Below are 26,711 nucleotides of genomic sequence, written 5' to 3'. Positions count from 1 at the left end.
CCGTGTGGCGGGTGCGCCGGCGGTGGCTGCTCGGTGCCGCCGTCGGCGCAACCGCGGGCGTGGCCGCCGGATGGCTGCTGGCCGCGCCGGAGGGGTCGAGCTGGGTGCGCGCCCTGTCGTTGTGCGCGGGCGTGACCGTGCTGGGCCTGGCCGCGGTCGGGGTCGCGGTCCGCGGCGACCGTCGTCCCCCCGTCGCGTTCGCCGATCTGTGGCGGGCGATCGCCGCGCTCGGCGGGGTGTGGCTGGTGTGCGAGGGCGCGCTGCTGGTGTTCGAGGCGGCCGCAGTGGCCGGGGTGCCGGTCACCCGGCTCGACACCGGACGGTTCGCGCAGTTCGCCGGGACCGTGGGGTCCGGGCGGATCGGCGTCGCGGCGTTCGTGTGCGTCGCGGTGTGCACCGTCGTCGCGGTGGCCGCGTATCGGCGGGGCGCGTCGTGGCCGACGGCTCCGGTGCTCGCGGCGGCAGCGCCGGCCCTGATCGCGCGACCGGTCTCCGGGCACATGGCGCAGCAACCTCTGGGGTCGTTGCTCGACGCGGTGCACGTCCTCGCGGCCGGTCTGTGGGTCGGTGTGCTGGTCGCCCTCGCGCTGACGGTGCGGTCCCGGGGTGCGTGGGCCCGGTTGCTGCCGCGCTATTCGACGCTCGCGGTGTGGTGCGTCGTGGCGCTGGTCGCCACCGGGGTGATCGACGCGGCGGTACGGCTGGGTTCGGTGTCCGCCCTGGTGGACACCGGGTACGGCCGGATCGTGCTGGCCAAGGCGGTGCTTCTCGCCGGCCTGGTGGGCGTGGCGTCGTGGTGGCGTCGCACGTGGGTGCCCGCCGCGGCCGCCCACCGCGCGACCGCGGAGGTGTCACTGCGCAATGCGGTGCTCGAGGTGTGCGCGTCGTCGGTCGCGTTCGGGTTGGCCGCCGCCCTCGCGACCACCGCCTGAGCGTCTGCCCTCCCGGACCGTTCAGTCGAGGAGACTCGCCGCGCGCCGCAGATCGCGGACCAGCGACTCGAGGGCGTCGTCACGGCCGGTGCGCATCCGCAGGATCGCCGACGGATGCACGGTCGCGACGATCTGCGGATCGGACGGCAGCGTCAGTTCGGGGTCGGCGTGCAGGACCTGGCCGCGATGTTCGGTGATCCGGAAGGACGGGCCGAGCAGTGCCTGCGCGGCCGTCGCCCCGAGGCACACGAGCACGTCGGGGCGTACCGCCTCGAGTTCGGCGAACAGCCACGGCCGGCACGCGATCACCTCGCCGCGCGCCGGTTTCTTGTGGATGCGGCGCTTGCCGCCGGCGTCCCGGGCGAATTTGAAGTGTTTGACGGCGTTGGTCACGTAGACGTCGCCGCGGGCGATCCCGGCCTTCTCGAGGGCACGGTCGAGCAGGTGCCCGGCCGGTCCGACGAACGGCTCGCCTGCGCGGTCCTCCTGGTCGCCGGGTTGTTCGCCGACGAGCAGCAGTCGCGCGGTCGCGGGCCCGGCACCGAACACGGTGGGCCCGGCGTAGCGGTACAGGTCACAGCCGCGGCATCCGGCGGCAGCGGCGGCGAGGTCGTCGAGGTCGGTGCTGTGGGGCAGATACTGCTGGGCACCGGGATGCGTGGGCATACCTGCTGGATACCCCGTGGCCCGTGCGGGAACCGGACCGCCCCCCGACGGACGTATGAAATGTCACAGAAATGAAAGATTGCACAGCTGCAGAGTTACGATCGGGCGACCGATCCAGGAGACGACCCGATGCCGAGAATCGCGACCACGGCAGCGCAGACACGACGCCGCTCGACGGTGCGCAGTGTCCTTCGGCATCCCGCGACCCGCACCCTGCCGACTCTCGCCGTCGTCGTCGCGGCCGTCTGGATCCTCCGCGGCCAGCTTCCCGCTCTGTCCACGATCCGCGACGCCGTGCTCGCCGCCCAGCTGCAGTGGGTGATCGGCGCCTTCGCCGTCCAGATGGTCGCGATGCACATGCTGGCCCGCCTGCAGAACGTCGTGGTCGCCGCGTTCGGGGGCGAAATGTCGCGGCGCCGATCCGAACTGGTGACCTACGCATCCACTGCCGTGACGCAGGGACTGCCCGCCGGCGGTGCGTTCGCCGCGGGCTACAACTATCGCTGGCTGACGGTCGCGGGTCTGACCCCCGGCAACGCGGTGGTCGCGCTGACCCTGTCCACCGGGGTGTCGATGCTGGCCCTGTGCCTGGTCTATTCGGCGACCATCAGTCCGCAGGTGGCCGGGTGGATGGCCGACGACGTGCACAACATCGTCCTCGCGGCGTGCGTCGCCGCCGGGATCGCCGCGGTCGTGGGCGCCCTCGAGGTGGCCCGGCGCCGCGTCCCCGCCCCGAGCGTCGAGACCCCTCCGGGCGCCGGCTGGAAGGTGAAACTCACGCTCGCTCTCGCCGAGATCGTCCGCCTTCCGCGGGTGGTGTGGCACCGGGTGTTCGCGCTCACCACCGCGAAATGGGCCTTCGACCTGCTGTGCCTGATCGCGGCGTGCCTCGCGGTCGGTATCGAGGTGGGGGTCGCCTCGCTGGCCACCCTGCACGTCGCGACGCAGGTGGCCCGGCAGATCCCGCTGACCCCGGGCGGTATCGGCATCGTCGAGGCCGGTCTGGTCGCCGGTCTCGTGGCGCTGGGGTTCGATGCCGGCGCGGCCGCCGCAGCCGTCGCCATCTACCGGATGTGTACCTACTGGTTCCCCCTGGTCGCCGGGGCCGGGAGCATTCCGTTGCTGCGGCACGTCGCGCGGCGCGAGGCCGACCCCGCCCACGAGGCCGCGGCCGCATAGCTCGCCACGGCGCCGTGGCCCTGCACTACGGTGGTACCGATGGCTGGAGGAACCTCGTGACCGATACCGCGCCGAAGCTCTCACTGCGTTCGCGCAAACGGGCTCGGACGTGGACCGCGATCCACTCTGCGGCAGCTACCGCCGCGCTGACCCACGACCGTCTCGCCGACGTGACGATCGAGTCGATCGTCACGGAAGCCGACGTGTCCGCGCGCACGTTCTTCAACTATTTCGCATCGAAGGAGGACGCCGTCCTCGGCCTGCGTGCCCCCGCTATCGACGAGCGCACCGCGGCGGAGTTCACCCTCGGTGCGAACGAGGACGCCGTGGAGAAGGTCACTCGCCTGCTGTTCGACGTGCTGCAGAGCTCCGGCCCCGGCGCCGAGCAGCGCGAACGGAACACGGAGCTCATCTGCCGTCATCCGGAGCTGGCGCGGCGACGCATCGCGCACGTCGACACCGCGCAGTCGCTGGTGTCGGATCTGGTCGCGGAGAAACTCGGCGAGTCCGATCGCACCGTCACCGACGGTGTCGGCAGCCGCGAGGCCGCGCAGATGCTGGTCCTGTCGGCGGGCGCGATCATCCGGTTCGCGATGCGCTCGTCGATCGCGGAACCGGGGGTCGACGTCGAGGAACTCGTCGATCGGGCGCTCGCGGTGTTCAGGGAAGTTGTCGGGTTCCGGGGCGGGACGGGCCGCTGAGCCCGTTCAGGACGGGACGGTCGGCCGGTACCGGACCGGACCGAGCCCGCGCGCCACGACGACCGCGGTGATCGACGCGGCCGCCATGATGGACGCGAGCACCACGATCTGGAACCGGCCGGCCTCGAGCGGGGACAGGCCGCCGAAGATCGCCCCCACGAACGCCCCGGGCAGCGTCACCAGGCCGGTGGTCTTGGTCTGGTCGGTCGCCGGGATCAGCGCGGAGTGCACCGCGACCCGGGTGAGCTCGGCCGTCGACTGGCGCGGGGTGGCGCCGAGCGCGAGCCATCCTTCGACCTCCTCCCATCGGCTGTCGACGATCTCGAGGAAGCGCCGCCCGGCCAGTGCCGCGACGGTCATGGCGTTGCCGATGACGATGCCGCCGATGGCGAGCGCGTAGCGCGGCGACAGTTCGATCGCGCCGGTCGCGAAGACGATCAGCAGGGCCGCCCCGGCGCCGGCCAGCACCGCGACCGCGACGATCCCGAGGGTGGCGGTGCCGCGTCCGATCCGGCGCGTCGCGGTCCAGGTGGCGACCGCGCACATCACCGCGAGTACGACCGCGACCCAGCGGCCGTCGGTGATGACGCCGCTGAGCACGAGGCTGACGAGAGCGAGCTGGACGGCGCCGCGCGCGATCGCGAGGGCGGGCGCGAACCGGTGCGGAACACCGTATCCCCACAGCACCGAGGTGGCCACGACGACGAGAACGAGAACGCCGAGCAGCGACTGGGTGAGGACGTGCAGGTCACCGGTCACCCGAGCAGCGTAGCCACGGGGTACGGCGGTGCGAGCGGCTACGGGTGTGCGTCGCCGAGGTCCAGGGCGGCACGAAGCCAGCGCTCCTCCTCATTGGTGGCACGCTCGAGGCGCATGCGCCGCGACCGCAGCGCCACCACCCGCAGTTCCCGCAGCTCGCCCGAATCCGCGTCGAGAACGGGCAGATACAGCGCGCGCAGGTCGCCGCGGTACTCCTCGTAGCCGCCGATGCCTTCGTAGTCGTTGATCAGGTCACCGCAGCCGTACAGCACCAGCCGCCCCCGGTAGATCTCGACCGGCCGCGGGTGATGCGACGAATGCCCGTGCACGACGTCGACGCCCCCGTCGACGAGGCGGCGTGCGAAGTCGACCTGGGCGCGGGGAACGGAGAACCCCCAGTTCGAGCCCCAGTGCACGGAGACGACGACGATGTCGCCGAGGGTCCGGAGGGTGGCGATACGCCCGGTCAGGCGATCGGCGGTCGTCGCCGACAGGTCGGGCAGCAGGGCCACCCCGGGCCGCGAGGGCGTCGCGGCATCGGCGGAACCGATTCCGCTCGACCGCGCGCCTACGGACCACACCAGCACCCGGCCGGACCGCGCGGGCTGCCAGGCCTCGGCGTCGTCGCGCCCGGCGCCGGTGTACCCGAGGCCCGCCCCTGTCAACGCGTCGAGCGTCTCGGTCAGTCCCCGCCGGCCGAAGTCGAGCAGATGGTTGTTCGCGAGCGCGCACACGTCGATCCGGGCGGCGGCGAGCACGCCGAGATTCGCCGGGTGCATACGGTAGTGAATTTCCTTGTGCCGCGCATAGTCCCGGGAGACGGTGACGGAGGTTTCCAGGTTGACGATCCGCGCGTCGGGTGCCGTGTCGTCGAGAACGGCGAGCGCCGCCCCCCACGGCCGGTGGAAGTCGGTGGGCCGCGGAATGGGCCCGTTCCGCTCTTCGGCCAGCGCGACGTAGTCGCGGGCGTCCTTGATGTAGCTCTCGCGCAGTGCCGGGCCGCCCGGGTGCGGCAGGGTCTGGTCCACTCCGCGCCCGGTCATCACGTCCCCGGCGAGGAACAACGTGATCGTGCCCGGCACATCTGCAACGCTATCGCCCGACCGTCCGGAAAGCGATTTCCAGCAATGCATTTTTGCACTAGTGTAATTAGCGATGGTCGAATCGGCGGGCGACACCGCGTTCGAACAGGACCGGCTCGCCGACAGAGAGGTATTCCGGCCATGAGCACCGATACCGCCGCACCCGCTCCTACGACGTCTCCCCGCGGGCTGGTGTTCCTGTTCGCGGGCCTCATGCTCACCATGCTGCTGGCCTCGCTGAACCAGACCGTGCTCAACCCCGCGCTGCCGACGATCGTCGGCGAACTGCACGGCGCCGACCTGATGTTGTGGGTCATCACCGTCTACATCCTGGCCTCGACGATCATGATGCCCGCGTACGGCAAGCTCGGCGATTTGTTCGGCCGGAAACCGTTGCTGCTGGCCGCAATCGGGATCTTCCTCATCGGTTCGGTCGTGAGTGCGACAGCCGGTGACATCACCTGGCTCATCGTCGGCCGCGCCATCCAGGGTGCCGGCGGTGGCGGCCTGATGATCCTGTCGCAGGCCGCGATCGCCGACGTCATCCCCGCGCGCGAACGCGGCCGGTACATGGGCATCATGAGCGGAGTGTTTGCGCTGTCGTCGGTGGCCGGACCACTGCTCGGCGGCTGGTTCACCGAGGGTCCGGGCTGGCGCTGGGTCTTCTGGATCACCGTGCCACTCGGATTGCTCGCCGCGACCGCGGCCGTCGTGTTCCTGCGCCTGCCCGCTCGAACCGGCCCCCGTCCCTCGATCGACATCGCCGGCATGGCGATCCTGTCCGTCGCCACCACCGGCATCGTGCTGATCGCCACGTGGGGCGGCACGACCTACGCGTGGACTTCCACGACGATCGTCGGTCTCGTCGTCGGCAGCATCGCCGCGGCCGTGCTGTTCGTGTTCGTCGAGTCCCGTGCCGCCGAACCCGTTCTGCCCCTGCACCTGTTCCGCGACCGCAACTTCGACCTGCTCACCGTCGCGGGTCTGCTCGTGAGCGTCGCGCTGTTCGGTGTCGCCGGGTACATGCCCACCTACCTGCAGATGGTCACCGGTGTCAGTGCCACCGTGGCGGGTCTGCTGATGTTGCCGATGATGGGCTCGCTGTTCCTCACCTCCACGCTGGCGGGACGGTTGGTGACGAGCACCGGCCGCTACAAGACGATCCCGATAGTCGGCTCGGTGCTGATAGCGACCGGGCTGGTGCTGCTGTCGCTGCTCACCGTCACCACCCCGACGTGGGTGCTCTGCTGCTTCGTCGCGGTGATCGGGGTGGGCCTGGGCATGGCCGGGCAGATCCTGGTGCTCGTCGTCCAGAACTCCTTCCCCATCGAGGAGGTCGGCACCGCCACCGCCGGCAACAACTACTTCCGGCAGATCGGCGCGACGCTGGGATCGGCGGTGGTCGGCAGTGTCTTCGCGAGCCGGGTGGCCACGCTCATCGCCGAGCGCGCCCCGGCCGGGGTCGCCGCCGATTCCCTGACGCCCGAGGCCGTCCGGCAGCTTCCCGACGCGGTACGGCTCCCGGTCGTCGAGGCGTACAACGACGCACTGACCCCGATCTTCCTGTGGATCAGCCCGCTCGCGCTCGTCGCGATGGTGCTGCTGTGCTTCGTCGTGGAGAAGCCGCTGGCCACCACCATCGAGCGCCGGCAGGACCGGCCCACCACGGAGCCGGTTGCGGCCGTTCGGTGAATGCGCGGCGTCGTTTCCGCTGCACCGGACGCCGGAACAGGCCTACCGTCGATGCGTGGCCGCACGGAAGCCCGCCATCGCCCGACCCGGTCAGCCAACGGACGTCTACCGGTTCGAGCCGAGCGCCCGCCGCGTCCGCGGCAGCTGGTTCGGGCGGACGGTGGTCGACAGCACCGGTGCGCTGCTGGTCTGGCCACCCGGCCGACCTGTCCCGTTCTATGCGTTCCCGGCCCACGATGTGCACACCGAACTACTATCCCCCGCAACAGGCCCCGGAAACCGGCGGCCCGATGTGCGGCAGTGGTTCGACGTCGTCATCGGCGATCGGCGTGCACCCGCGGTCGCGTTCGCACCGGACGTCGACGGCCTCGACGACCGCATCGCATTCGAGTGGTTCCGTCGGACGCAGCCCGGTGAGGAACTGCCGGGCGCTGAGCACTGGTTCGAGGAGGACACCGAGGTGTTCGTGCATCCCCGCGATCCGTACAGTCGCGTCGACGCGCTACCCAGCTCGCGGCACGTGACGGTCGCGATCGGCGGCAGCGTGGTCGCCGACACCCACGCGCCGGTGCTGCTGTTCGAGACGGGCCTGCCCGTGCGGTACTACATTCCCGCGAACGATGTGGACTTCGCGCAGCTCGAGGAGTCCGAGCTGCGCACCGCGTGCCCGTACAAGGGGGTGGCCCGGTACTGGTCGTTCGCCGGGACACCCCGCGTCGAGAACGTGGCGTGGTCGTATCCCGAGCCCATCGCGGCCGTGGCGGCGATCGCCGGGCACCTCGCGTTCTACGGCGAGGCCACCGACATCACCGTCGACCCTGGCTGAGCCCGGCGAGCGCCCATTACCTACCCGGCAGCCACTGCAGCGACCGGATGAACGGCGGAATGATCTTGGCCCACAGCTTCGGTGGCAGTCCGCGCGGCCCGCCGAGGTTGAGGATCCGCGTGGTCGCGACCGTCTGCGATTCGGTGTACTTGAGCAGCCCGTCCGCCCCGTGCCGGCGACCGACACCCGAGATGCCCATGCCGCCCATCGGCGCGTCGGTGCTCGCCCACGCCGGCGCGTAGCCCTCGTCGACGTTGACGGTGCCGGCGCGGACACGCGACGCGATGGCCTCGCCCTGCGCCTTGGTCGCCGCCCACACCGACGCGTTGAGGCCGTATTCGGTGTCGTTGGCGCGGCGGATCGCCTCGTCGACGTCGTCCACCGGATACACCGACACGAGCGGACCGAACGTCTCCTCCCGGTAGCACTCGGCGTCCTCGGGGACGTCGGTGAGCACGGTCGGTTCGTAGAACAGCGGTCCCAGATCGGGGCGGGCCTTGCCACCGGCGACGACCGTCGCGCCCTTGACGACCGCATCGTCGACGTGCGCCGAGACCGTCTTGACCTGCGTTTCGTTGATGAGGCTGCCCATCTCGATCCCGAACTCGTAGCCGGGGCCGAGTGCCATCTTGCGGACGCGGTCGCCGAGCATCCGGGTGAACTCGGGTGCGATGGACTTCTCGACGTAGATGCGTTCGATGGAGATGCACAGCTGACCGGAGTTCGAGAAGCACGCGCGCACGGCAGCGTCGGTGACCTCGCGCAGGTTCGCACCGGCGGTGACGATCATGGGGTTCTTGCCGCCGAGTTCGGCAGAGAAACCGATGAGGCGGCGTCCTGCCTGCTCGGCGAGGAGCCGGCCGGTCTGCGACGACCCGGTGAACATCAGATAGTCGGTGTTCTCGACGAGGGCGGTGCCGACGACCGAGCCGGGACCGGGCACGACCGCGAAGAGATCGCGCGGCAACCCGGCCTCGTAGAGCAGTTCGACGCACGCCAGCGCGCAGTACGGGGTTTGGCTGTCCGGCTTGAGGACGACGGCGTTGCCGGCGAGCAGCGCGGGGATCGCGTCGGACACCGCGAGGGTCATCGGGTAGTTCCACGGTGCGATGACGCCGACGACACCCTTCGGATGGTGCCGCACGACGGTCTTGGTCAGGCCGGGCAGCATGCCGGTGGCGCGGCGCGGACGCAGCAGCTTCTCGGCGGTGCGCGCGTAGTAGCGGGCGGTGATCGCGATGTCCACGACCTCCTCCTGCGCGGACGTGCGGGACTTGCCGGTCTCGGCCTGCGCCATGTCCATCAGTTCCTCGCGCCGACTCAGCACGAGGTCGCGGTAGCGGTGGAAGATCCGCGCGCGGTCGGCGACGGGCCGGGCCGCCCACGCCGCCTGGGCGACGCGGGCCCGCTCGATCGCGGCCTTCGCGTCGTCGGCGGTGCCGACCGGAATCGTCGCGATCTCCCGTCCGCTGAACGCCTCCACGACCGGCCGGGTTGTCCGGTCGGCGACGTCGTCGATGGCAATGAGGTCAGCGAGCCGCGTGAAGGTCGCAGCGCTGGGAGCAGGCATATCGCACCCCTACCGGTGAGTAGTTTTCCGAGTAACACCAAATTTAGCGCGCGAAGGTGGTCGCTGTCACAAATCTGTGACGGTCGGCGGCAACCCGGTCGCCGCGAGCCAGATCCACCGAGTGATACGACAGACGCGCGCAGCCGGTCGCGCGCGGCTGTCCGGCGAGGAAGCGACCATCGTTTCGCGGACGCCCTCGACGCCTCGGAGCTGTACCTGACGGTCCGTGTTCGGCAGTCCTTCGCCAAGATCAGCGGCATGCTCGAATCTCCGACGAGGAGGTCCACGCCGCAATTCGCTCCTGCGCTGCCCAACTCCCGGCCGGGACCGTCACCCAACGTGCGAACGGGCTGTTCGAAGTCGGGCACGCGGAACGCCTGTGGCTTGTCACACCGGACTGCCGGACGGTGACCGGCGTGAAATCGCTCGGGAAGCTCTAGAAGAACTGTGTCCCGTGCGAGGACAGCGACCCGACGGCAAGCTTCGGCCCGTTGGGGATCGCCGTTCAGAGCACCGATGATCTAGTCGGGAACCGTGTACGGCCCGTTCAGCGCGGGAAGACCGAGCAGGCGGTCGAGCCAGCCGATCGCCTCGATCAGTGCGTGGGCCTGTTCCCCGGGTCCGCTGCCGTGTTCGACGGCATCGAGGCAAGTGTGTGCCCGCCGCGAATCTCCCTCGAGGGTCCCGACGATCGCCTTCCACACATGCCGTTCGGGGGCCGGCAGGTCGTCGACCGCCAGCTGGGTCCCGTCCGGGGTACGCAACGTGACCGCATAGCCCGTGGCACCGTCGACCTCACTGTCGATGATCGGTCCCATCTTGTCGGTGATGACCTCGGCGATCGAGGTCACCACCCACTCGAGCACTTCGTCGTACGAGGTTTCGCCCGGCGTGACGCCGTACACCAGCGCGGTCACCTGCTGGGACAGGCCGACGATGTCGCCGTCACCGGCGAAGGTAAGCAATCGGCCCCCGAGGACCGCCTCGGGGCGCACACTTCGTCGATTCGGTTCCATACCGGAGGATTCCCTTCACCCGGCAATTCACACCTCCCGCCGGCTCCGTCTTTCACAGCGGAACGACGCGCACGCCAGGGACGGGTCCTCGCGTCGCACCAGATCGGTGCGGGACCGGTCGAGTTCCTGGCCGGCCTGGTGCGCGACCGTCTCGGTGGGTAGGACGCCGCGTTCTACGTCGCCGGCGCCCTGTGCGCGCTCGCGGCGGTCATGACGCTCGCGATCGGCCGGGGGCCGAAGGACCCGATCCTCGCGAAAGCCCAGACCTTACCGGACCGGGCTTCCTAGACTTGTGCGCATGACCGTCCTGAGCAAGTCCGACGAGGCCGTCGACTATTCGAAGGTCGAGCAGCGGGCTCCATCGCTCGCCCGACTGTTCATCGATCGCGTCACCAGCAATCCGGACGACGAGGCCTTCCGCTTCCCGGACGGCAAGGGTGGATGGACGAGCGCGACCTGGGAGCAGACCGGCGACCGCGTACGTCTCATCGCCGCCGGCCTGATCGCCCTGGGCGTCGAACCGGAGGACCGCGTCGCGCTCGCGTCGTCGACGCGGTACGAGTGGATCCTCGCGGATTTCGGCACGATGTGCGCGGGCGGCGCGACCACCACGGTGTATCCGACGACCAACGCCCCCGACGTCGCGTTCATCGTCTCCAACTCCGGCAGCCGCGTGGTCATCGCAGAGAATCAGGAGCAGGTCGACAAGCTCGCCGCCCACCGCGAGGAACTGCCGGACGTGCGCAAGGTGGTGATCATCGACGGCACGGGCGACGGCGACTGGGTGATCAGCCTGTCCGAACTAGAGGACCTCGGCCGGAATCTGCTCGACGAGCAGCCCAGCGCCGTGCGCGATCGCATCGATGGCATCAAGCCCGAGCATCTCGCGACGCTGATCTACACGTCCGGGACCACCGGCAAACCGAAGGGCGTGCGGCTGCCGCATTCGGCGTGGACGTACACCGCGTCCGTCGTCGACGCACTGGGAATTCTGCGACCCGACGACCTCCAGTATCTGTGGCTGCCGCTCGCGCACGTGTTCGGCAAGGTGCTGCTGAGCGTGCCGATCCAGGTCGGCTTCCCGACCGTCGTGGACGGCCGCGTGGACAAGATCGTCGAGAATCTCGCGGTGGTGCGCCCGACGTTCATGGGCGCCGCCCCCCGGATCTTCGAGAAGGCCCACGCCCGCATCGAGGGGATGATGGAGGAGGAAGGCGGCCTCAAGAAGAAGATCTTCGACTGGGCGGTCGGGGTCGGGTTGCGGGTGTCGACGGCGCGCCAGGGGGGCAAGTCACCGTCGGCGCTGGATGCGGTGCAGCACAAGATCGCCGACAAACTCGTGTTCTCGACCATCCGGGAACGGTTCGGCGGCCGGCTGCGCTTCTTCGTCTCCGGATCCGCCCCGCTGGACCACGACGTCGCACAGTGGTTCGACGCGGTCGGCATCAAGGTGCTCGAGGGGTACGGGCTGTCGGAGACGTCCGCCGCGTCGTTCCTCAACCGCCCGGCCGCATACCGGTTCGGTACCGTCGGCTGGGAGTTCCCGGGAACCGAGGTCAAGATCGCCGAGGACGGCGAGATCCTCGTCAAGGGGCCCGGCATTATGAGCGGCTATCACGACCGCCCCGATGCGGACGCCGAGGCGTTCGACAGCGACGGCTGGTTCCACACCGGCGACATCGGGACGATCGACGACAACGGCTTCCTGCGCATCACCGACCGCAAGAAGGACATGTTCAAGACGTCGCAGGGCAAGTACGTCGCCCCGTCCGCGGTCGCGGCGACGTTCAAGGGCATCTGCCCGTACGCCTCCGAGATCGTCGTATACGGAGAGGGCAAGCCGTACTGCATCGCGCTGATCGCGCTCGACGCCGAGGCGATCGGCGAGTGGGCAGCCAAGAACGGTCTCGGCGGGAAGTCGTTCGCGGAGATCGCGCGGGACGAGAAGACCGAGTCGCTGATCGCCGGCTACGTCGACGAACTCAATGCCCAGCTCAACCGGTGGGAACAGGTCAAGAAGTTCACGATCCTCGATCGGGAACTCACCGTCGAGGCCGGTGACATGACCCCCAGCATGAAGTTGCGCCGCAAGGTGGTGGTCGACCGATTCGCCGACAGCATCTCGAGCCTCTACGAATAGGGCACTATCCTGGTGCACATGAGTAGCGCACGACCGAATTTCCTCCAGACCGTCGGGTACGTGTTCGGTCGCCGGCTGCCCGCCGGCATGCAGGAATGGGTACGCAACGACGTCCTCGGCCCCGGCGCGGTCCGCCGCTACCTGGTGCGCTGGATCACCCCGATCATCCCGTTCCTGTTGCTGTTCCTTCTGATCCCGGGCCCCGTGTGGATTCCGCTGGCGATGATGATGCTGCTGCTGCTTCCGTGGATCTACTTCGCGGTCGCGCTGCGGCCGATCTGGCAACGGCACCGGTTGCAGCAGCACGGACTGGACCCGGCTCTCCTCGGCGCGAAGGACCGGGCTCGCGCGGACGTCGAACGGGCCGCGTACGAACGCCGACACGGTCGGTGACCACGACCCACTCGACGACACACCCACCGCGCCTTTTCCTGCTCCTGGGACCCGCCTTTGTCGCGGCCGTTGCATACGTCGATCCCGGCAACGTCGCGGCCAACCTGACCGCCGGCGCCCGTTACGGATATCTGCTGCTGTGGGTGCTGGTGGTCGCCAACATCATGGCGATCCTCGTGCAGTACCTGTCCGCGAAGATCGGGGTGGTCACGGGCCGTTCGCTACCGGAACTGCTGGGCATGCGCCTGCGCACCCCGGCACGCCGCGCGTTCTGGCTCCAGGCCGAGGTGATGGCGATCGCCACCGACGTCGCGGAGGTGATCGGCGGCGCCCTCGCCCTGCACCTGCTGTTCGGCCTGCCACTGTTCGTCGGCGGCTTGATCACCGGTGCCGTGTCCATCGCGATCCTGGCGGTGCAGGACCGCCGCGGCCAGCGTTCGTTCGAGTTCGTGGTGGTCTCGCTGCTGGCGATCATCACCGTCGGGTTCCTGACCGGTCTGGCGTTCACGGATGTGTCGCTCACCGACGCCACGGCCGGTCTGGTGCCGCGCTTCCAGGGAACCGAGACGGTGCTGCTTGCGGCGTCGATGCTCGGCGCGACGGTGATGCCGCACGCGATCTACCTGCATTCGGCGCTCGCCCGCGCCCGGCACGGCCGGGTCGAACCGGGTCCTCGCCTGGACCGGGTGATGCGGGCGACCCGCTGGGACGTCGTCGGTGGCCTGGTCGTGGCGGGCAGCGTGAACATCGGCATGCTGTTGCTCGCCGCGTCGGCGCTGCGCGGCCGGGACGGCACCGACAGCATCGAGGGTGCGCACGCCGCGATCACCGACTCCCTGGGCCCGACGATCGGTGTGGTCTTCGCGATCGGGCTGCTCGCGTCCGGCCTGGCGTCGACCGCGGTCGGATCGGCGGCAGGCGCCGAGATCATGGCCGGCCTGTTGCACATCCGGCTCCGTCCGGTCGTGCGCCGCGTGGTCGTGATGGTGCCCGCGCTGATCCTCCTCGCGGTGGGTGTCGATCCGACATTCGCGCTGGTGCTCAGTCAGGTGGTGCTGAGCATGTGCATTCCGTTCGCGCTGGTGCCGCTCGTGCGGATCAGTTCCGATGCCGTGTTGATGGGCGGGCAGCGCAATCGTCCGGCGACGAGCGCCGCCGCCTGGCTGACGGTGGGTCTGATCGTCGCGCTGAACGCGGCGCTGCTGTGGCTGACCTTCAGCGGCTGACCGCTACGACAGCACCTCGACGAGCGTGGTCGCCGAATCTCCGGCCATGACCCGTTCGACGCTGTCGAGGTGTTTGCGCCAGAACGCTTCGGCGGCACCGGGTTCCCCGGTGCGCAACAGGTCGATGAGCTTGCGGTGGGAGCGCAGCGCGATCGCCGCTCCCGGACGGTCGGAGGTGTCGCTGCGCGTCGAGATGTAGAGAGCGTTGTGGGCGTCCATGATGTCGAGCAGCATGCCGGCGAGCACCGCCATCGTCTCGTTGCCACCGAGTTCCATGACCATCCGGTGCACTTCGGTGTCGTGGCGCGCGAACGCACCCGGGTCCTCGGTCAGTTCGTCGCCGCACTCGACAAGTTCGGCGAGGGTGTCGACACGGCCGTCGGGGTTCGCGGCGATCAGACCGACCGCCGCGACCTCGAGTTCGGTGCGGGCCCGATACACATCGGCGAGTGCGACGCCGCGGTACTGCAGCAGCAGACCGGTGTAGCGAGCGGCGGTGGACCCGTCCGGCGCCTGGACGCGGGCGCCGCCGTGAGCGCCACGCAGGACGGTGATGATGCCTTCGGATTCGAGGATGCGGAATGCCTCGCGCAGCGTCGGCCGGGACACCCCGAACCGTTCCATCAGGGCCGCTTCGTTCGGCAGCGGCTCGCCGGGTTGAAGCTCACCGGTGATGATCTGCCGGCGCAGGCTCGCCGCGATCAGTTCGCCGGCCTTCGGCACGCGAACAACCGTCGAGCGTCCGTCGAGTGGCATTTCACCATCCTGTAGTCCCGTCGCACAGCCCAGCGCTGTCCGCTGAGAATACAAGAATTTACCGCTTTGAGCCGTTATGAGTGTATTCATCTGACCGTATGAGCAGGGATTTATCCTCTGCTACATGAGCGAAGCAACCACGCCCGAGTTCACCGCCACCGCCGACCTGGCCGACGAGATCGGCCCGGACATCCGCAGCTGCGACACGCAGTTCATCCAGTTCGGCAAGCACACCGAGTTCTGCGGGCCGATCACCACCATCCGTTGCTTCCAGGACAACCTGCTCGTCAAGCAGACCCTGAGCGAGCCGGGCAACGGCGGCGTCCTCGTCGTCGACGGTGGTGCCGGCATCCACACCGCCCTCGTCGGCGACATCATCGCCGGCCGTGGCGTCGACAACGGCTGGGCCGGGGTCATCGTCAACGGCGCGGTCCGCGACTCGGCGATCCTGCGCACCCTCGAGATCGGCATCAAGGCGCTGGGCACCAACCCGCGTAAGAGCACCCAGACCGGTTCCGGAGAGAAGAACGTGCCCGTCGAGATCGGCGGAGTGACCTTCAACCCGGGCGAGATCGTCTACAGCGACAGCGACGGCGTCGTCGTCCGCGCCGAAGCCTGAGCGGCTCCTCGACACTCCTCCGTCTCGGCCTCGCGCCCTATTCGTCGCGGGTGACGCGGGCGCTCGCCCCGGCGATCTCCACGATGTCGCCGACGTGCAGCTGACGGCCACGCCGGAACTCCGCCTCGCCGTTGACGGAGACGAGACCGTCCGCAATGACCTCCTTCGCCTCCGCTCCGGATTCGATGAGGTTCGCCAATTTCAGGAACTGGCCGAGCCGGATCGACTCGTCGCGGATGGGTACTTCATAGGCGTCGGACATGCCTCCCATTCTCTCCGAGAAGGGACGAATCGACGATTCGCGTGCCCCGGCTACGGCAGCCGCGCATCGGCGGGGCAGCCGCGCACGTGCGTCACCGCGCGGCTGTCCGCTTCGTCGGCGAGATCGACGGGCCGCCGAAGTCGGGTGTCGCCCTGGGCCGATCCGGGCACACTGGACGGGTGAGTTGTCCCGCACTGGTCTGGTTCCGTCGCGATCTGCGGTTGCACGACCTGCCCACCCTGCTGTCCGCCGCCGACGCCGCCGGCAGCGCGACCGCGGTGTTCGTCCTCGACGACCGGCTGCTGCGACCTGGTCCGCGCACCACGTTCCTGCTGCGTTGCCTGCGCGCGCTGAACGACGACCTCGACGGGCGGCTGCTCGTCGTCCGCGGTGATCCCGTGACGGTGATCCCGCGGCTCGCCCGCGACCTCGGTGCGGGCTCGGTCCACGTCAGCGCCGATCACGCCCCGTACGGATCCCGCCGGGACCACGCGGTCGAGGACGCCCTCGGCGAGGTGCCGCTCGTCCGGACGGGGTCGCCCTACGCGGTCTCCCCGGGCCGGGTGCTCAAGGGAGACGGCAGCCCGTACCGGGTGTTCACGCCGTTCCGGAAGGCATGGCTCGAGCACGGGTGGCGGGCACCGGCCCGCACCCGCGCGTCGACGGTGACGTGGATCGATCCGGACGGCATTCGCGGCCGGGCGTCGATTCCGGTCGACGAGGGCAGCCTCGAGGTGGCGTTGCCGCCGGCCGGGGAGGCAGCGGCACGGACACGGTGGCGGCAGTTCCGCGACGATGCCCTGGACCGATACGACACCGACCGGGACCGTCCGGACCTCGACGGCACCAGCCGGCTGTCGCCGTACCTGAAGTTCGGCTGCCTGCATCCCCGCACACTGCTGCACGACCTGCGCGACCGTTCTGATCCGGGCGCGACGACGCTGCGCAGCGAACTGTGCTGGCGCGATTTCTACGCCGATGTGCTGCACCACCGGCCGGACACCGCGCGCCGCAACTTCAACGACCGGTTCGACGACATCCGCTACGACACCGGCCCGGATGCCGAGCGCGCGTTCGCCGCGTGGCAGCAGGGTCGCACGGGATTCCCGATCGTGGACGCGGGGATGCGTCAGCTGCTCGCCGAAGGCTGGATGCACAACCGGGTGCGGATGATCGTCGCGTCGTTCCTCACCAAGGATCTGCATCTGCCGTGGTGGCGGGGCGCGCAGCACTTCATGGATCACCTCGTCGACGGCGATCTGGCGTCGAACCAGCACGGATGGCAGTGGACGGCCGGGTGCGGCACCGACGCCGCCCCCTACTTCCGGGTGTTCAACCCGATGACGCAGGGCGAGAAGTTCGATCCGGCGGGTGACTACGTGCGCCGGTGGGTACCCGAATTGCGGGGCGTGCCCGGCAAGGGCGTGCATCGGCCGCCGTTCGGGTCGTCACCGGGATACCCGGATCCGATCGTCGACCACGCGCACGAACGGCGGGTCGCGCTGGCCCGGTACGCCGAAATCGGAAGTCGGTGACGACATGGCGCCGATGATCCACCCATCCGGAGGCGGCGCCGTCCCGAACTACCCGACAAAACGGAGCTGAGACGGAGGGACCATGGGCATCGAGTACTCGAGCATCGTCGACGTGCCGCGCGAGGACGTCTTCGCCTGGCACACTCGGCCGGGTGCGATCCAGCGGCTGCTGCCGCCGTGGCAGCCGATGCGGGTGATCGCGGAGGCGGACTCGCTCGCCGACGGCCGCGCGGTGCTGGGTCTTCCGGGCGGTCTGCGGTGGGTCGCCGACCATCGCCCCGAGGACTACGACCCGCCCACGCGGTTCGTCGACGAACTCGGCCGCGACGGCTTGGCGTCGCTGCCGGCCGGTGTCGTCGGGTCGTGGCGGCACGAGCACGTCTTCGAACAGGTCGGCCGCGACCGCACCCGCATCGTCGACCGGGTCGAGACTCCGATTCCGGAAAAGCTACTGGTGCAGACCTTTCGGTACCGGCACCGGCAGCTCGCCGACGACCTCGACGCTCACCGCTGGTCCCACGCGCAGGGTGTGCGGCCGGTGACGGTCGCGGTCAGCGGCGCCTCCGGGCTGATCGGCAGCGCACTGACCGCCTTCCTGACCACCGGCGGATATCGGGTGATCCGGCTCGTGCGCCGACCCGCCCGCGACCGTCACGAGCGGTACTGGGATCCCCGGATGCCGGCCGACGATCTGCTCGAAGGTGTCGACGCCGTCGTGCATCTGGCGGGTGCGTCGATCGCCGGCCGCTTCACCGACAGCCACAAGGCGGCGATCCGCGACAGCCGTATCGAACCGACCCGCCTGCTCGCCGAATGCGCCGCGAACACCCCGAACGGACCGGCCTCGTTCGTCTGTGCGTCCGCGATCGGCCTGTACGGCTATTCCCGCGGTGACGAGACGCTCGATGAGACCGCCTCCCGCGGTTCGGGTTTCCTCGCCGACGTGGTCGCCGACTGGGAGGCCTCGACGAAACCCGCGGACGCCGGCGGCCTGCGGGTGGTCCACGTTCGCACCGGAATCGTGCAGACCTCGCGCGGCGGCACCCTGCAACTGATGCGACCGCTGTTCGCCGCCGGGCTCGGCGGCCGGCTCGGCGACGGCCGGCAGTGGCTGTCGTGGATCGACCTCGAGGATCTGGTCGACGTCTATCACCGGGCACTCGCCGACCCGGCCCTGTCCGGGCCCGTGAATGCCGTCGCGCCCGAGCCGGTCCGCAACGACGAATACACGCGGGTCCTGGCGAGCGTGCTGCACCGACCGGCACTGCTGCCGGTGCCGTCGTTCGGTCCGAAACTGCTTCTCGGCGACCAGGGTGCCCGCGAGCTCGCCCTCGCCGACCAGCACGTGGTGCCGCGCCGGCTGGTCGACGCCGGGCACACCTTCCGCCGTCCCCACCTCGAGGCGAGCCTGCGGCATCAGCTCGGGCACATCCTCGAACCGACATGACGGCACCGTTGCGCATACTGGTCACCGGGGCGACCGGATACATCGGCGGTCGCCTCGCTCCTCGTCTCGTCGCCGCCGGTCACCGGGTGCGGGTGCTGGCCCGCAGCCCCGACAAGCTGCGCGACGTCCCGTGGGCGGGCGACGTGGAGGTGGTGCGGGGCGATCTCGACGACCCGGACTCGGTGGACGCCGCGTGCCGCGACATCGACGTCGTCTACTACCTCGTCCACTCGATGAGCGGGAAGGGCGAATTCGTCGAGGCCGAGCAGCGGTCGGCCGAACATGTCGCCGCCGCGGCACGCCGTGCGGGTGTCGGACGGATCGTGTATCTCGGTGGCCTGCATCCGAATTCCGAACGGCTGTCGCCGCACCTGAGGTCGCGGGAGCAGGTCGGCCGGATCCTGCTCGATTCCGGGGTGCCGACGCTGGTGCTGCAGGCGGGCGTCGTGATCGGGTCGGGTTCGGCGTCGTTCGAGATGATCCGCCACCTGGGCAACCGCCTCCCGGTGATGACCACACCCCGATGGGTGAACAACCGGATCCAGCCGATCGCGGTGCGCGACGTGCTGCACTATCTCGTCGCGGCCGCGGACGCACCGCTCCGCCGCAGCCGCACGTTCGACATCGGTGGTCCGGACGTGCTGCGTTACGGAGAGATGCTGCAGGACTACGCGGAGGTCGCCGGATTGCTGCGACGGCGCATCGTGGTGCTGCCGGTGCTCACCCCGCGACTGGCCGGATTGTGGATCGGCCTGGTCACCCCGATTCCCCCGTCGTTGGGGCGGGCATTGATCGAATCGTTGAGCACCGACGCGATCGTCACGGAGCACGACATCGATGCGGTGATCCCGCCCCCGCCGGGCGGCACCACCGGATACCGGGACGCGGTCGCGTTGGCGTTGCGTCGGATCGACCGCGGCGAAGTGGAGACCACCTGGGCGAACGCCTCACCGGTCGGTGCCCCCGCCGATCCGCTGCCGTCCGATCCGGACTGGGCCGGCGAGGTGGTGTTCACCGACGAACGCAGCCTGGACTGCGACTGTCCCGCCGGGGAGGTGTGGCCGATCGTCGAGAGCATCGGCGGCGAGAACCGCTGGTACTCCTTCCCGTTGGCGTGGACGATCCGCGGATGGCTGGATCGGTTCGCCGGCGGCGTGGGCCTGGCACGCGGCCGGCGCAACGCGACCACACTGCACACCGGCGACGCCCTGGACTTCTGGCGCGTCGAGCGGATCGACCGCTTCGAACTGCTGCGGCTGCGCGCCGAGATGCTCGCCCCCGGTGGCGCGTGGCTCGAATGGCGCCTCGAACCGCTCGGCCCGGACCGGACCCGGCTGCACCAGCGGGCGATCTTCTTTCCCAAGGGCCTTGCGGGCAGGCTGTATTGGTATGCGCTGCTGCCGTTCCACGGGATCATCTTCAAAGGGATGCTCGAGAACATCGCGGGGGTGGCGCGCCGTGCGGCGGCCGTGGGCGAATGAGGCCGGCACCGGGGTCGCGTCCGATGGTGCGATCCCGGTGCCGGCTTCATCGTCCGCTACACCGTGCAGAGCGGTCTGATCTCCTGCAGTCCTTCCGTGGTCGGGGACGTCAGCATCAGGCACGAGTTGTAACCGGCACCCTCGACGACCGTGCGGATCTGCTGCCACGCAGCGTCGTCCACCACCGGCGAACGCGAGAGCACGAACCCGGACACGCGGCTCGGGTCACCGACGAGCGCCCAGGAGTAATCGTCGGCGAGGTAGGTGACGATGTAGTTGCTCGGACCGTCGAGTGAATCCTGGAACGGCACACCCGGGAAGGACACGTGCAGCGATGCGGTGTCGTTGACCCGGGCGTTGCCGACGATCCCGCGCCGTTCACCGGTGATCGTCGTGCACGAATTTTCCACGCGCACATTGCGTTCGTCTAACAGTGTGTAGTTCGCGGTGGTGTCGCGAACACAGTCGATGTTGTACGGTGCCGGGTTGGCGGCGAGCTGGTACCAGTCGCCGACGTACCGGGTCACGTCGAGCTGGGGAACGGGAGTCAGCGGTGCGGCCTGGGCGGGCGCCGCGACGAGGGCCGAACCCGCCGCGGCGATTACCGTCGCGGCGAGTCCGAGCAACGCTCGTTTCACGAGATCTCCTTCCGTCGGTCCGGGCAGCGGGTCACTGCGGAGGCAGCAGCACACCGTCGATGAGGTAGACGGTGGCGTTCTCGGTCTCGATTCCACCGCAGATCAGGTTGGCGTCGTTGAACTTCCAGTTCTCACCCGATCCGGTGACCGTCACGGCAGCGCCCTGGACCGTGGTCTGGTCACCGGCGATGTCCGCGGGCGCGATCTGGCCCGGCACCACGTGGTAGGTCAGGATGTCGGTGAGCAGCGCCGAGTCGGTCTTCAGGGTCTCGATCGTCGCCGGATCGACCTTCGCGAACGCGTCGTCGACCGGCGCGAAGACGGTGAACTCGCCGCCGTTGAGCGTCTCCACGAGGTTCACGTCCGGGTTGAGCTGCCCGGACACCGCCGCGTTCAGCGTGGTCAGGACCGGAATGTCCCCGACGGCGGTTGCGACCGGCTGCTGCGCGATTGCTTCGAGTGAACCGGGTCCGGTCGGCACCTGCTCCGCGTAGGCGGCGCAACCCGGCCCCACCGGAGCGGACGCCGCGGTCTGCGCGGTGGTCATCGATTCCGTCGTCGTCATCGCGGACGCCGCCGACGTTGCGGGCGATTCCGCAGTCGTGTCGGAATCGTCCGACGAGCAGGCCGCCAGACCCATTACTGCTGCCGCGCCGATGCCGATCAGCGCCATGCTCTTTCGCGTTCGAATTGCCATCGTTCGTCTTCCTTCCGTGGCGAGGGCCCGAGGGCTCCGTCGATCGGGTGTGTCAACGGTCATTCGCCGCCGGTCCCGGGGAGGATGGGTCGGATCGAGAGAATTTTTTCGCGGTCACTTCCAGGGCAGATTTTACGGGGACCCATCCACCGTGTCTGCGGCTTCGAATGGCGGGCATGGAGATTCCTTCGACCCGGGGCCGCCCCCAGGTACTGGTGCTGCCCGGCGGCAAACCGGTGAGTACCGCAGCGGCCCGGTGGTGGCACCTCTCGCAGCTGCGTACGGCGCTGCTCACCGAGTCTCTGCGGCTGCGGCTGTCCGGCACCGGCATCACCGTCCGCCAGGTCCGGTACACGGTGCGGGGCTGGAACGGGGACGTCCGTAGCCCGGTGCAGGACGGTCTGCGTGCCCTCGACGAGATCCGCCGGCGCCGGCCCGACGCGCCCATCGGTCTCGTCGGGCATTCGATGGGTGGGCGTGCCGTCGCCCATCTCGCGGCGCAACCGCAGGTCGAGGCGGTGGTGGCGCTGGCACCGTGGTGGCCGGAGGGCGACGCGGCGCTGATTCCCCCGGGCCGTCGGCTCCTGGTCGCGCACGGCACCGCGGACCGGTGGACCGATCCGTCGGTCTCCGAGTCCCAAACCGAGGCCGCCCGCCGACGCGGCGTGGATGCGACGTGGCAGCCGTTCCCCGGCGCCGGCCACTTCCTGCTGACCCGGCCCGGTCGCTGGCACGAACTGACCGCCGACTTCCTGTCCGAGGCCCTGGCCCCTGCCACCCACTCCCCTGGAGGCTCCCGTGAACACTGATCGGTCCCGTTCCGTCGCCGTGATCGGCAGCGGCGTCGCCGGCCTCACCGCGGCCCACGTGCTCGCCCGCCGGCATCGCGTCATACTGTTCGAAGCGGACACACGTCTCGGCGGCCACGCCCACACCCACGACGTCGACCTCGGCAACGGTGTCCGGGTACCCGTCGACACCGGATTCATCGTGCACAACGACCGCACCTATCCGACGCTGCTGCGTCTGTTCGACGAATTGGGCGTCGCGACGCAGGAAACCGACATGTCGATGTCCATCCGGTCCGACGCGACCGGACTCGAATACGCGGGCGCGAAAGGTCTGCGCGGCCTGTTCCCGGAACCACGCTCGCTGGCCCGGCCGCGTTACCTGCGCATGCTCGGCGAAGTCGTCCGGTTCCACCGCACCGCTCGCGCCCTGCTCGCCGAATCGGGCGAACCCGGCGACATCACCCTCGCGGAGTTCCTCGCCCGGCACCGGTTCTCCCGCTACTTCGAGGAGCACTTCATGACCCCGCTGGTCGCGGCGGTCTGGTCGTGCGACCCGGTGCAGGCCACCCGCTATCCGGCCCGCTATCTGTTCACCTTCCTCGAACACCACGGCATGCTCACCGTCTTCGGATCGCCGACGTGGCGCACCGTGACGGGCGGCTCGGCCCGCTACGTCGAGAAGGTCGTGGACCGCCTCGACGAAGTACTCACCGGCACCCCCGTGCATCACGTCGAACGCACCGATGACGGTGTGCGCCTCGTCGCCGGAAACGGCCACGTCCGCACCTTCGACGCGGCGGTGATCGCAACCCATCCCCGGCAGGCCCTGGCGATGCTCGCCCGGCCCACCGCACTCGAACAACAGGTCCTCGGTGCGATGCCGTACTCGGTCAACCACGCCCAACTGCACACCGACGAGTCGCTGCTGCCCCGCACCGAAGGCGCCCGGGCATCGTGGAACTACCTGATTCCCCGCGACCGGGACGGCAGCGACTCGGTGGTGGTCACCTACGACATGAGCCGGCTCATGCGGATCTCCACCGTCACCGATCGGCGTTTCCTCGTCACGCTCGGGGGCGCGCACCGCGTCGACCCGCGGTCGGTGATCGCCGAGATGACCTACGAACACCCGCTGTACACACCGGAATCGGTGGCGGCGCAGCAGCGGCTCCCGGAACTCGGGAGCGACACACTGGTTTTCGCCGGCGCCTATCACGGCTGGGGTTTCCACGAGGACGGCGCACGCTCCGGCGTCGAGGCTGCACGGCGCCTGGACGTCGAATGGGACAGTGTCCCAGTCCGTTCCACCGAGACCGATGCCCCCGACCGCCTCGCGGGGATCGATACCGAGGTGTTCGCGCGATGACCACTCCTTCGCTCTACCGGACCCGGATCCGGCACACCCGCCGTACCCCGATCCGGCACGGTTTCGAATACCGCAGCTACAGCTGGTTCGTCGACCTCGACGACCTGCCGCGGCTCCCGCTCTGGTTGCGGCCCTTCGCCCGCTTCGACCCGGCCGACCATTTCGACGATCCGCAACCGCGGGCGACGCTGCGCGACGGACTCGACGCCTACCTTGCCGAGCACGGCATCGATCTGCGGGCCGGCCGGGTCACCGCCCTGCTCAACGCGCGCGTGCTCGGCTACGTGTTCAACCCGCTGAGCCTGTTCTGGTGCTACGACGACGCGGGTGCGCTCGTGTGCGTGGTCGCCGAGGTGCACAACACGTACGGCGGCCGGCACTGCTATCTGCTGCGGCCCGACACCGCGGGTCGCGCCGAGGTCGACAAGGCGTTCTACGTCTCCCCGTTCAACCCCGTCGACGGCCACTACAGCCTGTCCGTCCCGGAACCAGGGAAGGAACTGAACGTGGCGATCATCCTGCACCGGGACGGCTCGGTGCCGTTCGTCGCGACGATGCGGGGCCGCGCCCGACCGGCGACCGTCGCCACCGTCGCGGCCACGCAACTCACACAACCCCTTGCGCCGCTGATGGTCTCGGCCCGAATCCGCAGGCAGGGTATCGCCCTGTGGCTGCGCCGGCTTCCGCTCGTCCCCCGGCCCACCGGCCGCCGTCTCCAGGAGGCAACCTCATGACCGCACCTGAACTCGACGACACCGAGCTCGACGACACCGGGCTCGACGACACCGGGCTCGACGACACCGGACTCGCGGTGGACGCGCAGCGCTGGCCCGACATCGCCGACGTCCGCACCGACCGGCGCGCCCGGGTGGCCGGCGCGGTCGCCGACCGGCTGTTCCGCCGTGCCGCGGCCCGCCTTGACGTGCGGGTGGAGTACCCCGACGGCACCGTGATCGGCGCCGCACCCCGGGGCCGGATCCTGCCGCGCATGATCGTCCGCCGACCCGGGGAGTTCGCCCGGCGGCTCGGTACCGCCGGGCTCATCGGATTCGGCGAGGCCTACATGGCCGGCGACTGGACGACTCCCGACCCGGTCGCGGTGCTCACCCCCTTCGCCGCCGGCGTCGGCGAGCTGATCCCGCGGCCGCTGCAGCGACTACGCCGAGTGGTTGTCACGGGACAGCCTGCCTCGGAACGCAACTCGGAGAGCAATACCCGGTCGAACATCTCCCGCCACTACGATCTGTCCAACGACCTGTTCGAATCGTTCCTCGACGAGACCCTGACCTATTCGAGCGCCCTGTTCGACGAATTCCCGGCCCGCCCGGACGAACTGGCCCGCGCACAGCGGCGCAAGATCGATCGGCTGCTCGACGCCGCGCGTGTCGGTCCCGGCACACGGCTTCTCGAAATCGGCACGGGCTGGGGCGAACTGAGCCTGCGCGCGGCGCAGCGCGGCGCACAGGTCCGCTCGGTGACGCTGTCGAGCGAACAGCAGGAACTCGCGCGCCTCCGCATCGCCGCGGCCGGGCTCACGGATGCGGTGCAGATCGACCTGCTCGACTACCGTGCGATCGACGGCGAGTACGACGCGATCGTGTCGGTGGAGATGATCGAAGCCGTCGGATACGACTACTGGCCCACCTATTTCAGCGCCCTCGACCGGCTGCTCCGCCCCGGCGGACGCATCGCCTTGCAGGCGATCACCATGCCGCACGAACGGATGCTGGCGACACGCGACACCTACACCTGGATCCACAAATACGTCTTCCCCGGCGGCCTGCTGCCGTCCACCGACGCAATCGACTCGATCACCCGGGAACACACGTCGCTACGCACCGTCGACCGCCTCCGTTTCGGTGATCACTACGCCGAAACGCTCCGGTTGTGGCGGGAACGGTTCACCGCGAACAGCGACCGGGTCACGGCGCTCGGCTTCGACGCGACCTTCCGCCGCATGTGGGAGTTCTATCTCGCCTACTCGGAGGCCGGTTTCCGATCCGGCTACCTCGATGTCCAGCACATCGTCCTCGCGAAGGAGGCCCGGCCGTGAGCACCTGGGGCAGTTTCCTCACCGTCTCGCTGGTGAGCCTTGCCGGGCTCGCTGTCCTGCAGGCCGTCACGTTCGCCGTCGGGCACCGGATCGGGCGGTACAACGTCGTGGACGTGGCGTGGGGTGCCGGTTTCGTGTTCGTCGCCGCGGTCGCGGCGGCGCTCGGCAGCGGCGATCCGGTCCGTCGTGTACTGCTGCTCGTGCTCGTCGCTGTGTGGGGTCTGCGACTCACGTGGCACATGCACCTCGCGTCGGCGGGCAAGGGCGAGGATCCGCGGTACACGGATCTGCAGAACCGGTCCGGGGGCGCGTCCGTCGGCACCGTGGTGCGGAAGATCTTCGTCACCCAGGGAGCCGCACAGTGGTTCGTGTCCCTGCCGATCCAGGTGTCCGCGGTCGCCGGCCCCACCCGCGGCCTCGGCACGGTGGCATTGATCGCCGGGGTGATGCTGTGGGTCCTCGGCTTCGCGTTCGAAGCGGTCGGTGACCGTCAGCTGCGCAGGTTCAAGGCCGACCCCGCCAACAGGGGCCGGATCATGGATCGCGGGCTGTGGGCATGGACGCGGCACCCGAACTATTTCGGGGACGCCACGGTGTGGTGGGGCCTGTGGCTGATCGCGGCGAGTGCGTGGCCCGGTGCGCTCACCGTCGCCTCGCCCGCGATCATGACGTACTTCCTGGTGTACGCCACCGGTGCGCGGCTGCTGGAGCGATCGATGTCGCAGCGCCCCGGATATCCCGAGTATCAGCAGCGCACCTCGTACTTCCTTCCGCGGCCACCTCGCCGCGCGCACGACGGAGCTGATCATCATGTTCGCCCTCGCGCCACCGGCTGACCCCGCACGCGTCCGTCCCCGGAGCGAGTTGAGCTGCCCGATTCGCCC

26 protein-coding genes and 1 pseudogene are annotated in these 26,711 nt (G+C 69.6%); 18 read left to right on the top strand and 9 right to left on the bottom strand.

Going from position 1 to position 26,711, the window contains the following annotated elements:
• Positions 1–2 precede the first annotated feature (2 nt).
• Positions 3–932, top strand: a complete 930-nt coding sequence (locus RZ1_RS03055) for a CopD family protein (RefSeq protein ID WP_072809179.1) — start codon at positions 3–5, stop codon at positions 930–932.
• A 21-nt stretch (positions 933–953) separates the two neighbouring features.
• Here RZ1_RS03055 and RZ1_RS03050 read toward each other — a convergent pair whose 3' ends face one another.
• Positions 954–1,598, bottom strand: coding sequence for a UdgX family uracil-DNA binding protein (locus RZ1_RS03050; protein WP_072809090.1), 645 nt, complete (start codon positions 1,596–1,598; stop codon positions 954–956).
• Positions 1,599–1,727: 129 nt separating this feature from the next.
• On the opposite strand from RZ1_RS03050, the gene RZ1_RS03045 reads away from it, so the two are divergent.
• Together RZ1_RS03045 and RZ1_RS03040 are read left to right on the top strand one after the other, a co-directional pair.
• A complete protein-coding gene (locus tag RZ1_RS03045) occupies positions 1,728–2,777 on the top strand; it encodes a lysylphosphatidylglycerol synthase transmembrane domain-containing protein (RefSeq protein ID WP_072809088.1) in 1,050 nt (349 codons plus the stop codon).
• Positions 2,778–2,833: 56 nt separating this feature from the next.
• The gene (locus tag RZ1_RS03040; RefSeq protein WP_169917849.1) at positions 2,834–3,478 is read left to right on the top strand and encodes a TetR/AcrR family transcriptional regulator; all 645 of its coding nucleotides are present in this window, start codon (positions 2,834–2,836) and stop codon (positions 3,476–3,478) included.
• Between the two features lie 6 nt (positions 3,479–3,484).
• Here the strand turns inward: RZ1_RS03040 and RZ1_RS03035 are convergent, their stop codons facing one another.
• Together RZ1_RS03035 and RZ1_RS03030 are read right to left on the bottom strand one after the other, a co-directional pair.
• Positions 3,485–4,237: an ABC transporter permease gene (locus RZ1_RS03035; RefSeq protein ID WP_072809084.1), complete on the bottom strand. Its 753-nt coding sequence runs from the start codon at positions 4,235–4,237 to the stop codon at positions 3,485–3,487.
• A 38-nt stretch (positions 4,238–4,275) separates the two neighbouring features.
• Entirely contained in the window at positions 4,276–5,319 is a 1,044-nt protein-coding gene (locus RZ1_RS03030; protein ID WP_218020434.1) for a CapA family protein, read from the bottom strand.
• 141 nt (positions 5,320–5,460) lie between these two features.
• Here RZ1_RS03030 and RZ1_RS03025 point away from each other — a divergent pair, with 141 nt between their 5' ends.
• Both RZ1_RS03025 and RZ1_RS03020 read left to right on the top strand, forming a co-directional pair.
• Positions 5,461–7,011: an MDR family MFS transporter gene (locus RZ1_RS03025; RefSeq protein ID WP_072809082.1), complete on the top strand. Its 1,551-nt coding sequence runs from the start codon at positions 5,461–5,463 to the stop codon at positions 7,009–7,011.
• A gap of 55 nt (positions 7,012–7,066) precedes the next feature.
• Positions 7,067–7,837, top strand: a complete 771-nt coding sequence (locus RZ1_RS03020) for a DUF427 domain-containing protein (RefSeq protein WP_072809177.1) — start codon at positions 7,067–7,069, stop codon at positions 7,835–7,837.
• 16 nt (positions 7,838–7,853) lie between these two features.
• Here RZ1_RS03020 and RZ1_RS03015 read toward each other — a convergent pair whose 3' ends face one another.
• Positions 7,854–9,407 (bottom strand): succinic semialdehyde dehydrogenase, encoded by a 1,554-nt coding sequence (locus RZ1_RS03015; RefSeq protein WP_072809081.1) that lies wholly within the window; start codon positions 9,405–9,407, stop codon positions 7,854–7,856.
• Positions 9,408–9,928: 521 nt separating this feature from the next.
• On the bottom strand, positions 9,929–10,423 hold the full coding sequence (locus RZ1_RS03010) for a hypothetical protein (RefSeq protein ID WP_072809079.1): 495 nt from the start codon (positions 10,421–10,423) through the stop codon (positions 9,929–9,931).
• Positions 10,424–10,501: 78 nt separating this feature from the next.
• Here RZ1_RS03010 and RZ1_RS31130 point away from each other — a divergent pair.
• From RZ1_RS31130 to RZ1_RS02995, 4 genes and pseudogenes are all read left to right on the top strand, one after another.
• Positions 10,502–10,711, top strand: a pseudogene (locus RZ1_RS31130) (hypothetical protein); the annotation flags it as partial.
• Between the two features lie 10 nt (positions 10,712–10,721).
• Positions 10,722–12,563 (top strand): AMP-dependent synthetase/ligase, encoded by a 1,842-nt coding sequence (locus RZ1_RS03005; RefSeq protein WP_072809077.1) that lies wholly within the window; start codon positions 10,722–10,724, stop codon positions 12,561–12,563.
• Between the two features lie 18 nt (positions 12,564–12,581).
• Positions 12,582–12,956, top strand: a complete 375-nt coding sequence (locus RZ1_RS31125; RefSeq protein ID WP_072809075.1) for a DUF5313 family protein — start codon at positions 12,582–12,584, stop codon at positions 12,954–12,956.
• Positions 12,953–14,182, top strand: a complete 1,230-nt coding sequence (locus tag RZ1_RS02995; RefSeq protein ID WP_072809073.1) for an Nramp family divalent metal transporter — start codon at positions 12,953–12,955, stop codon at positions 14,180–14,182. The genes RZ1_RS31125 and RZ1_RS02995 overlap by 4 nt, the downstream gene beginning before the upstream one ends.
• Positions 14,183–14,185: 3 nt before the next feature.
• Here the strand turns inward: RZ1_RS02995 and RZ1_RS02990 are convergent, their stop codons facing one another.
• The gene (locus tag RZ1_RS02990) at positions 14,186–14,938 is read right to left on the bottom strand and encodes a FadR/GntR family transcriptional regulator (RefSeq protein ID WP_072809071.1); all 753 of its coding nucleotides are present in this window, start codon (positions 14,936–14,938) and stop codon (positions 14,186–14,188) included.
• 124 nt (positions 14,939–15,062) lie between these two features.
• Here RZ1_RS02990 and rraA point away from each other — a divergent pair, with 124 nt between their 5' ends.
• Positions 15,063–15,557, top strand: coding sequence for a ribonuclease E activity regulator RraA (rraA, locus tag RZ1_RS02985; RefSeq protein ID WP_072809069.1), 495 nt, complete (start codon positions 15,063–15,065; stop codon positions 15,555–15,557).
• A gap of 37 nt (positions 15,558–15,594) precedes the next feature.
• Here rraA and RZ1_RS02980 read toward each other — a convergent pair whose 3' ends face one another.
• A complete protein-coding gene (locus RZ1_RS02980) occupies positions 15,595–15,819 on the bottom strand; it encodes an RNA-binding S4 domain-containing protein (protein ID WP_072809067.1) in 225 nt (74 codons plus the stop codon).
• Positions 15,820–15,998: 179 nt separating this feature from the next.
• Here RZ1_RS02980 and RZ1_RS02975 point away from each other — a divergent pair, with 179 nt between their 5' ends.
• The 3 genes from RZ1_RS02975 (at position 15,999) to RZ1_RS02965 (ending at position 20,282) form a co-directional block, all read left to right on the top strand.
• Complete coding sequence (locus tag RZ1_RS02975; protein WP_072809175.1) at positions 15,999–17,354, top strand: cryptochrome/photolyase family protein; 1,356 nt, start codon at positions 15,999–16,001, stop codon at positions 17,352–17,354.
• A gap of 82 nt (positions 17,355–17,436) precedes the next feature.
• A complete protein-coding gene (locus RZ1_RS02970; protein ID WP_072809066.1) occupies positions 17,437–18,801 on the top strand; it encodes a TIGR01777 family oxidoreductase in 1,365 nt (454 codons plus the stop codon).
• Positions 18,798–20,282 (top strand): SDR family oxidoreductase, encoded by a 1,485-nt coding sequence (locus tag RZ1_RS02965; protein WP_072809064.1) that lies wholly within the window; start codon positions 18,798–18,800, stop codon positions 20,280–20,282. Before RZ1_RS02970 ends, RZ1_RS02965 begins: the two co-directional genes overlap by 4 nt.
• Before the next feature lie 56 nt (positions 20,283–20,338).
• Here RZ1_RS02965 and RZ1_RS02960 read toward each other — a convergent pair whose 3' ends face one another.
• Both RZ1_RS02960 and RZ1_RS02955 read right to left on the bottom strand, forming a co-directional pair.
• Positions 20,339–20,920 (bottom strand): lipocalin family protein, encoded by a 582-nt coding sequence (locus RZ1_RS02960; protein ID WP_072809062.1) that lies wholly within the window; start codon positions 20,918–20,920, stop codon positions 20,339–20,341.
• Between the two features lie 31 nt (positions 20,921–20,951).
• Positions 20,952–21,617 (bottom strand): fasciclin domain-containing protein, encoded by a 666-nt coding sequence (locus tag RZ1_RS02955; protein ID WP_072809060.1) that lies wholly within the window; start codon positions 21,615–21,617, stop codon positions 20,952–20,954.
• Between the two features lie 176 nt (positions 21,618–21,793).
• Between RZ1_RS02955 and RZ1_RS02950 the strand changes: the two genes are divergently transcribed.
• The 5 genes from RZ1_RS02950 to RZ1_RS02930 are packed head-to-tail and all read left to right on the top strand — an operon-like array spanning position 21,794 to position 26,663.
• Positions 21,794–22,426, top strand: coding sequence for an alpha/beta hydrolase (locus tag RZ1_RS02950; protein WP_072809058.1), 633 nt, complete (start codon positions 21,794–21,796; stop codon positions 22,424–22,426).
• On the top strand, positions 22,416–23,774 hold the full coding sequence (locus tag RZ1_RS02945) for an NAD(P)/FAD-dependent oxidoreductase (protein WP_072809056.1): 1,359 nt from the start codon (positions 22,416–22,418) through the stop codon (positions 23,772–23,774). The genes RZ1_RS02950 and RZ1_RS02945 overlap by 11 nt, the downstream gene beginning before the upstream one ends.
• The gene (locus tag RZ1_RS02940) at positions 23,771–24,508 is read left to right on the top strand and encodes a DUF1365 domain-containing protein (RefSeq protein ID WP_072809055.1); all 738 of its coding nucleotides are present in this window, start codon (positions 23,771–23,773) and stop codon (positions 24,506–24,508) included. Before RZ1_RS02945 ends, RZ1_RS02940 begins: the two co-directional genes overlap by 4 nt.
• Entirely contained in the window at positions 24,505–25,827 is a 1,323-nt protein-coding gene (locus tag RZ1_RS02935) for a class I SAM-dependent methyltransferase (RefSeq protein WP_072809053.1), read from the top strand. Before RZ1_RS02940 ends, RZ1_RS02935 begins: the two co-directional genes overlap by 4 nt.
• Positions 25,824–26,663, top strand: a complete 840-nt coding sequence (locus RZ1_RS02930; protein WP_072809052.1) for a DUF1295 domain-containing protein — start codon at positions 25,824–25,826, stop codon at positions 26,661–26,663. The genes RZ1_RS02935 and RZ1_RS02930 overlap by 4 nt, the downstream gene beginning before the upstream one ends.
• The last annotated feature ends 48 nt before the right edge of the window (positions 26,664–26,711 follow it).

The sequence above is a fragment of the Rhodococcus zopfii NBRC 100606 = JCM 9919 genome (genome assembly GCF_001895025.1).
Taxonomy (GTDB): Bacteria; Actinomycetota; Actinomycetes; order Mycobacteriales; family Mycobacteriaceae; genus Rhodococcus; species Rhodococcus zopfii.
This window is presented reverse-complemented; position numbering and strand designations above follow the sequence as displayed.

Coding starts and splice junctions, on each gene's coding strand:
- RZ1_RS03050 (WP_072809090.1), bottom strand. CDS start 1,598: ATGCCCACGCATCCCGGTGCCCAGCAGTATCTGCCCCACAGCACCGAC.
- RZ1_RS03045 (WP_072809088.1), top strand. CDS start 1,728: ATGCCGAGAATCGCGACCACGGCAGCGCAGACACGACGCCGCTCGACG.
- RZ1_RS03025 (WP_072809082.1), top strand. CDS start 5,461: ATGAGCACCGATACCGCCGCACCCGCTCCTACGACGTCTCCCCGCGGG.
- RZ1_RS03015 (WP_072809081.1), bottom strand. CDS start 9,407: ATGCCTGCTCCCAGCGCTGCGACCTTCACGCGGCTCGCTGACCTCATT.
- RZ1_RS03010 (WP_072809079.1), bottom strand. CDS start 10,423: ATGGAACCGAATCGACGAAGTGTGCGCCCCGAGGCGGTCCTCGGGGGC.
- RZ1_RS03005 (WP_072809077.1), top strand. CDS start 10,722: ATGACCGTCCTGAGCAAGTCCGACGAGGCCGTCGACTATTCGAAGGTC.
- RZ1_RS31125 (WP_072809075.1), top strand. CDS start 12,582: ATGAGTAGCGCACGACCGAATTTCCTCCAGACCGTCGGGTACGTGTTC.
- RZ1_RS02990 (WP_072809071.1), bottom strand. CDS start 14,938: ATGCCACTCGACGGACGCTCGACGGTTGTTCGCGTGCCGAAGGCCGGC.
- rraA (WP_072809069.1), top strand. CDS start 15,063: ATGAGCGAAGCAACCACGCCCGAGTTCACCGCCACCGCCGACCTGGCC.
- RZ1_RS02980 (WP_072809067.1), bottom strand. CDS start 15,819: ATGTCCGACGCCTATGAAGTACCCATCCGCGACGAGTCGATCCGGCTC.
- RZ1_RS02970 (WP_072809066.1), top strand. CDS start 17,437: ATGGGCATCGAGTACTCGAGCATCGTCGACGTGCCGCGCGAGGACGTC.
- RZ1_RS02965 (WP_072809064.1), top strand. CDS start 18,798: ATGACGGCACCGTTGCGCATACTGGTCACCGGGGCGACCGGATACATC.
- RZ1_RS02955 (WP_072809060.1), bottom strand. CDS start 21,617: ATGGCAATTCGAACGCGAAAGAGCATGGCGCTGATCGGCATCGGCGCG.
- RZ1_RS02950 (WP_072809058.1), top strand. CDS start 21,794: ATGGAGATTCCTTCGACCCGGGGCCGCCCCCAGGTACTGGTGCTGCCC.
- RZ1_RS02940 (WP_072809055.1), top strand. CDS start 23,771: ATGACCACTCCTTCGCTCTACCGGACCCGGATCCGGCACACCCGCCGT.
- RZ1_RS02935 (WP_072809053.1), top strand. CDS start 24,505: ATGACCGCACCTGAACTCGACGACACCGAGCTCGACGACACCGGGCTC.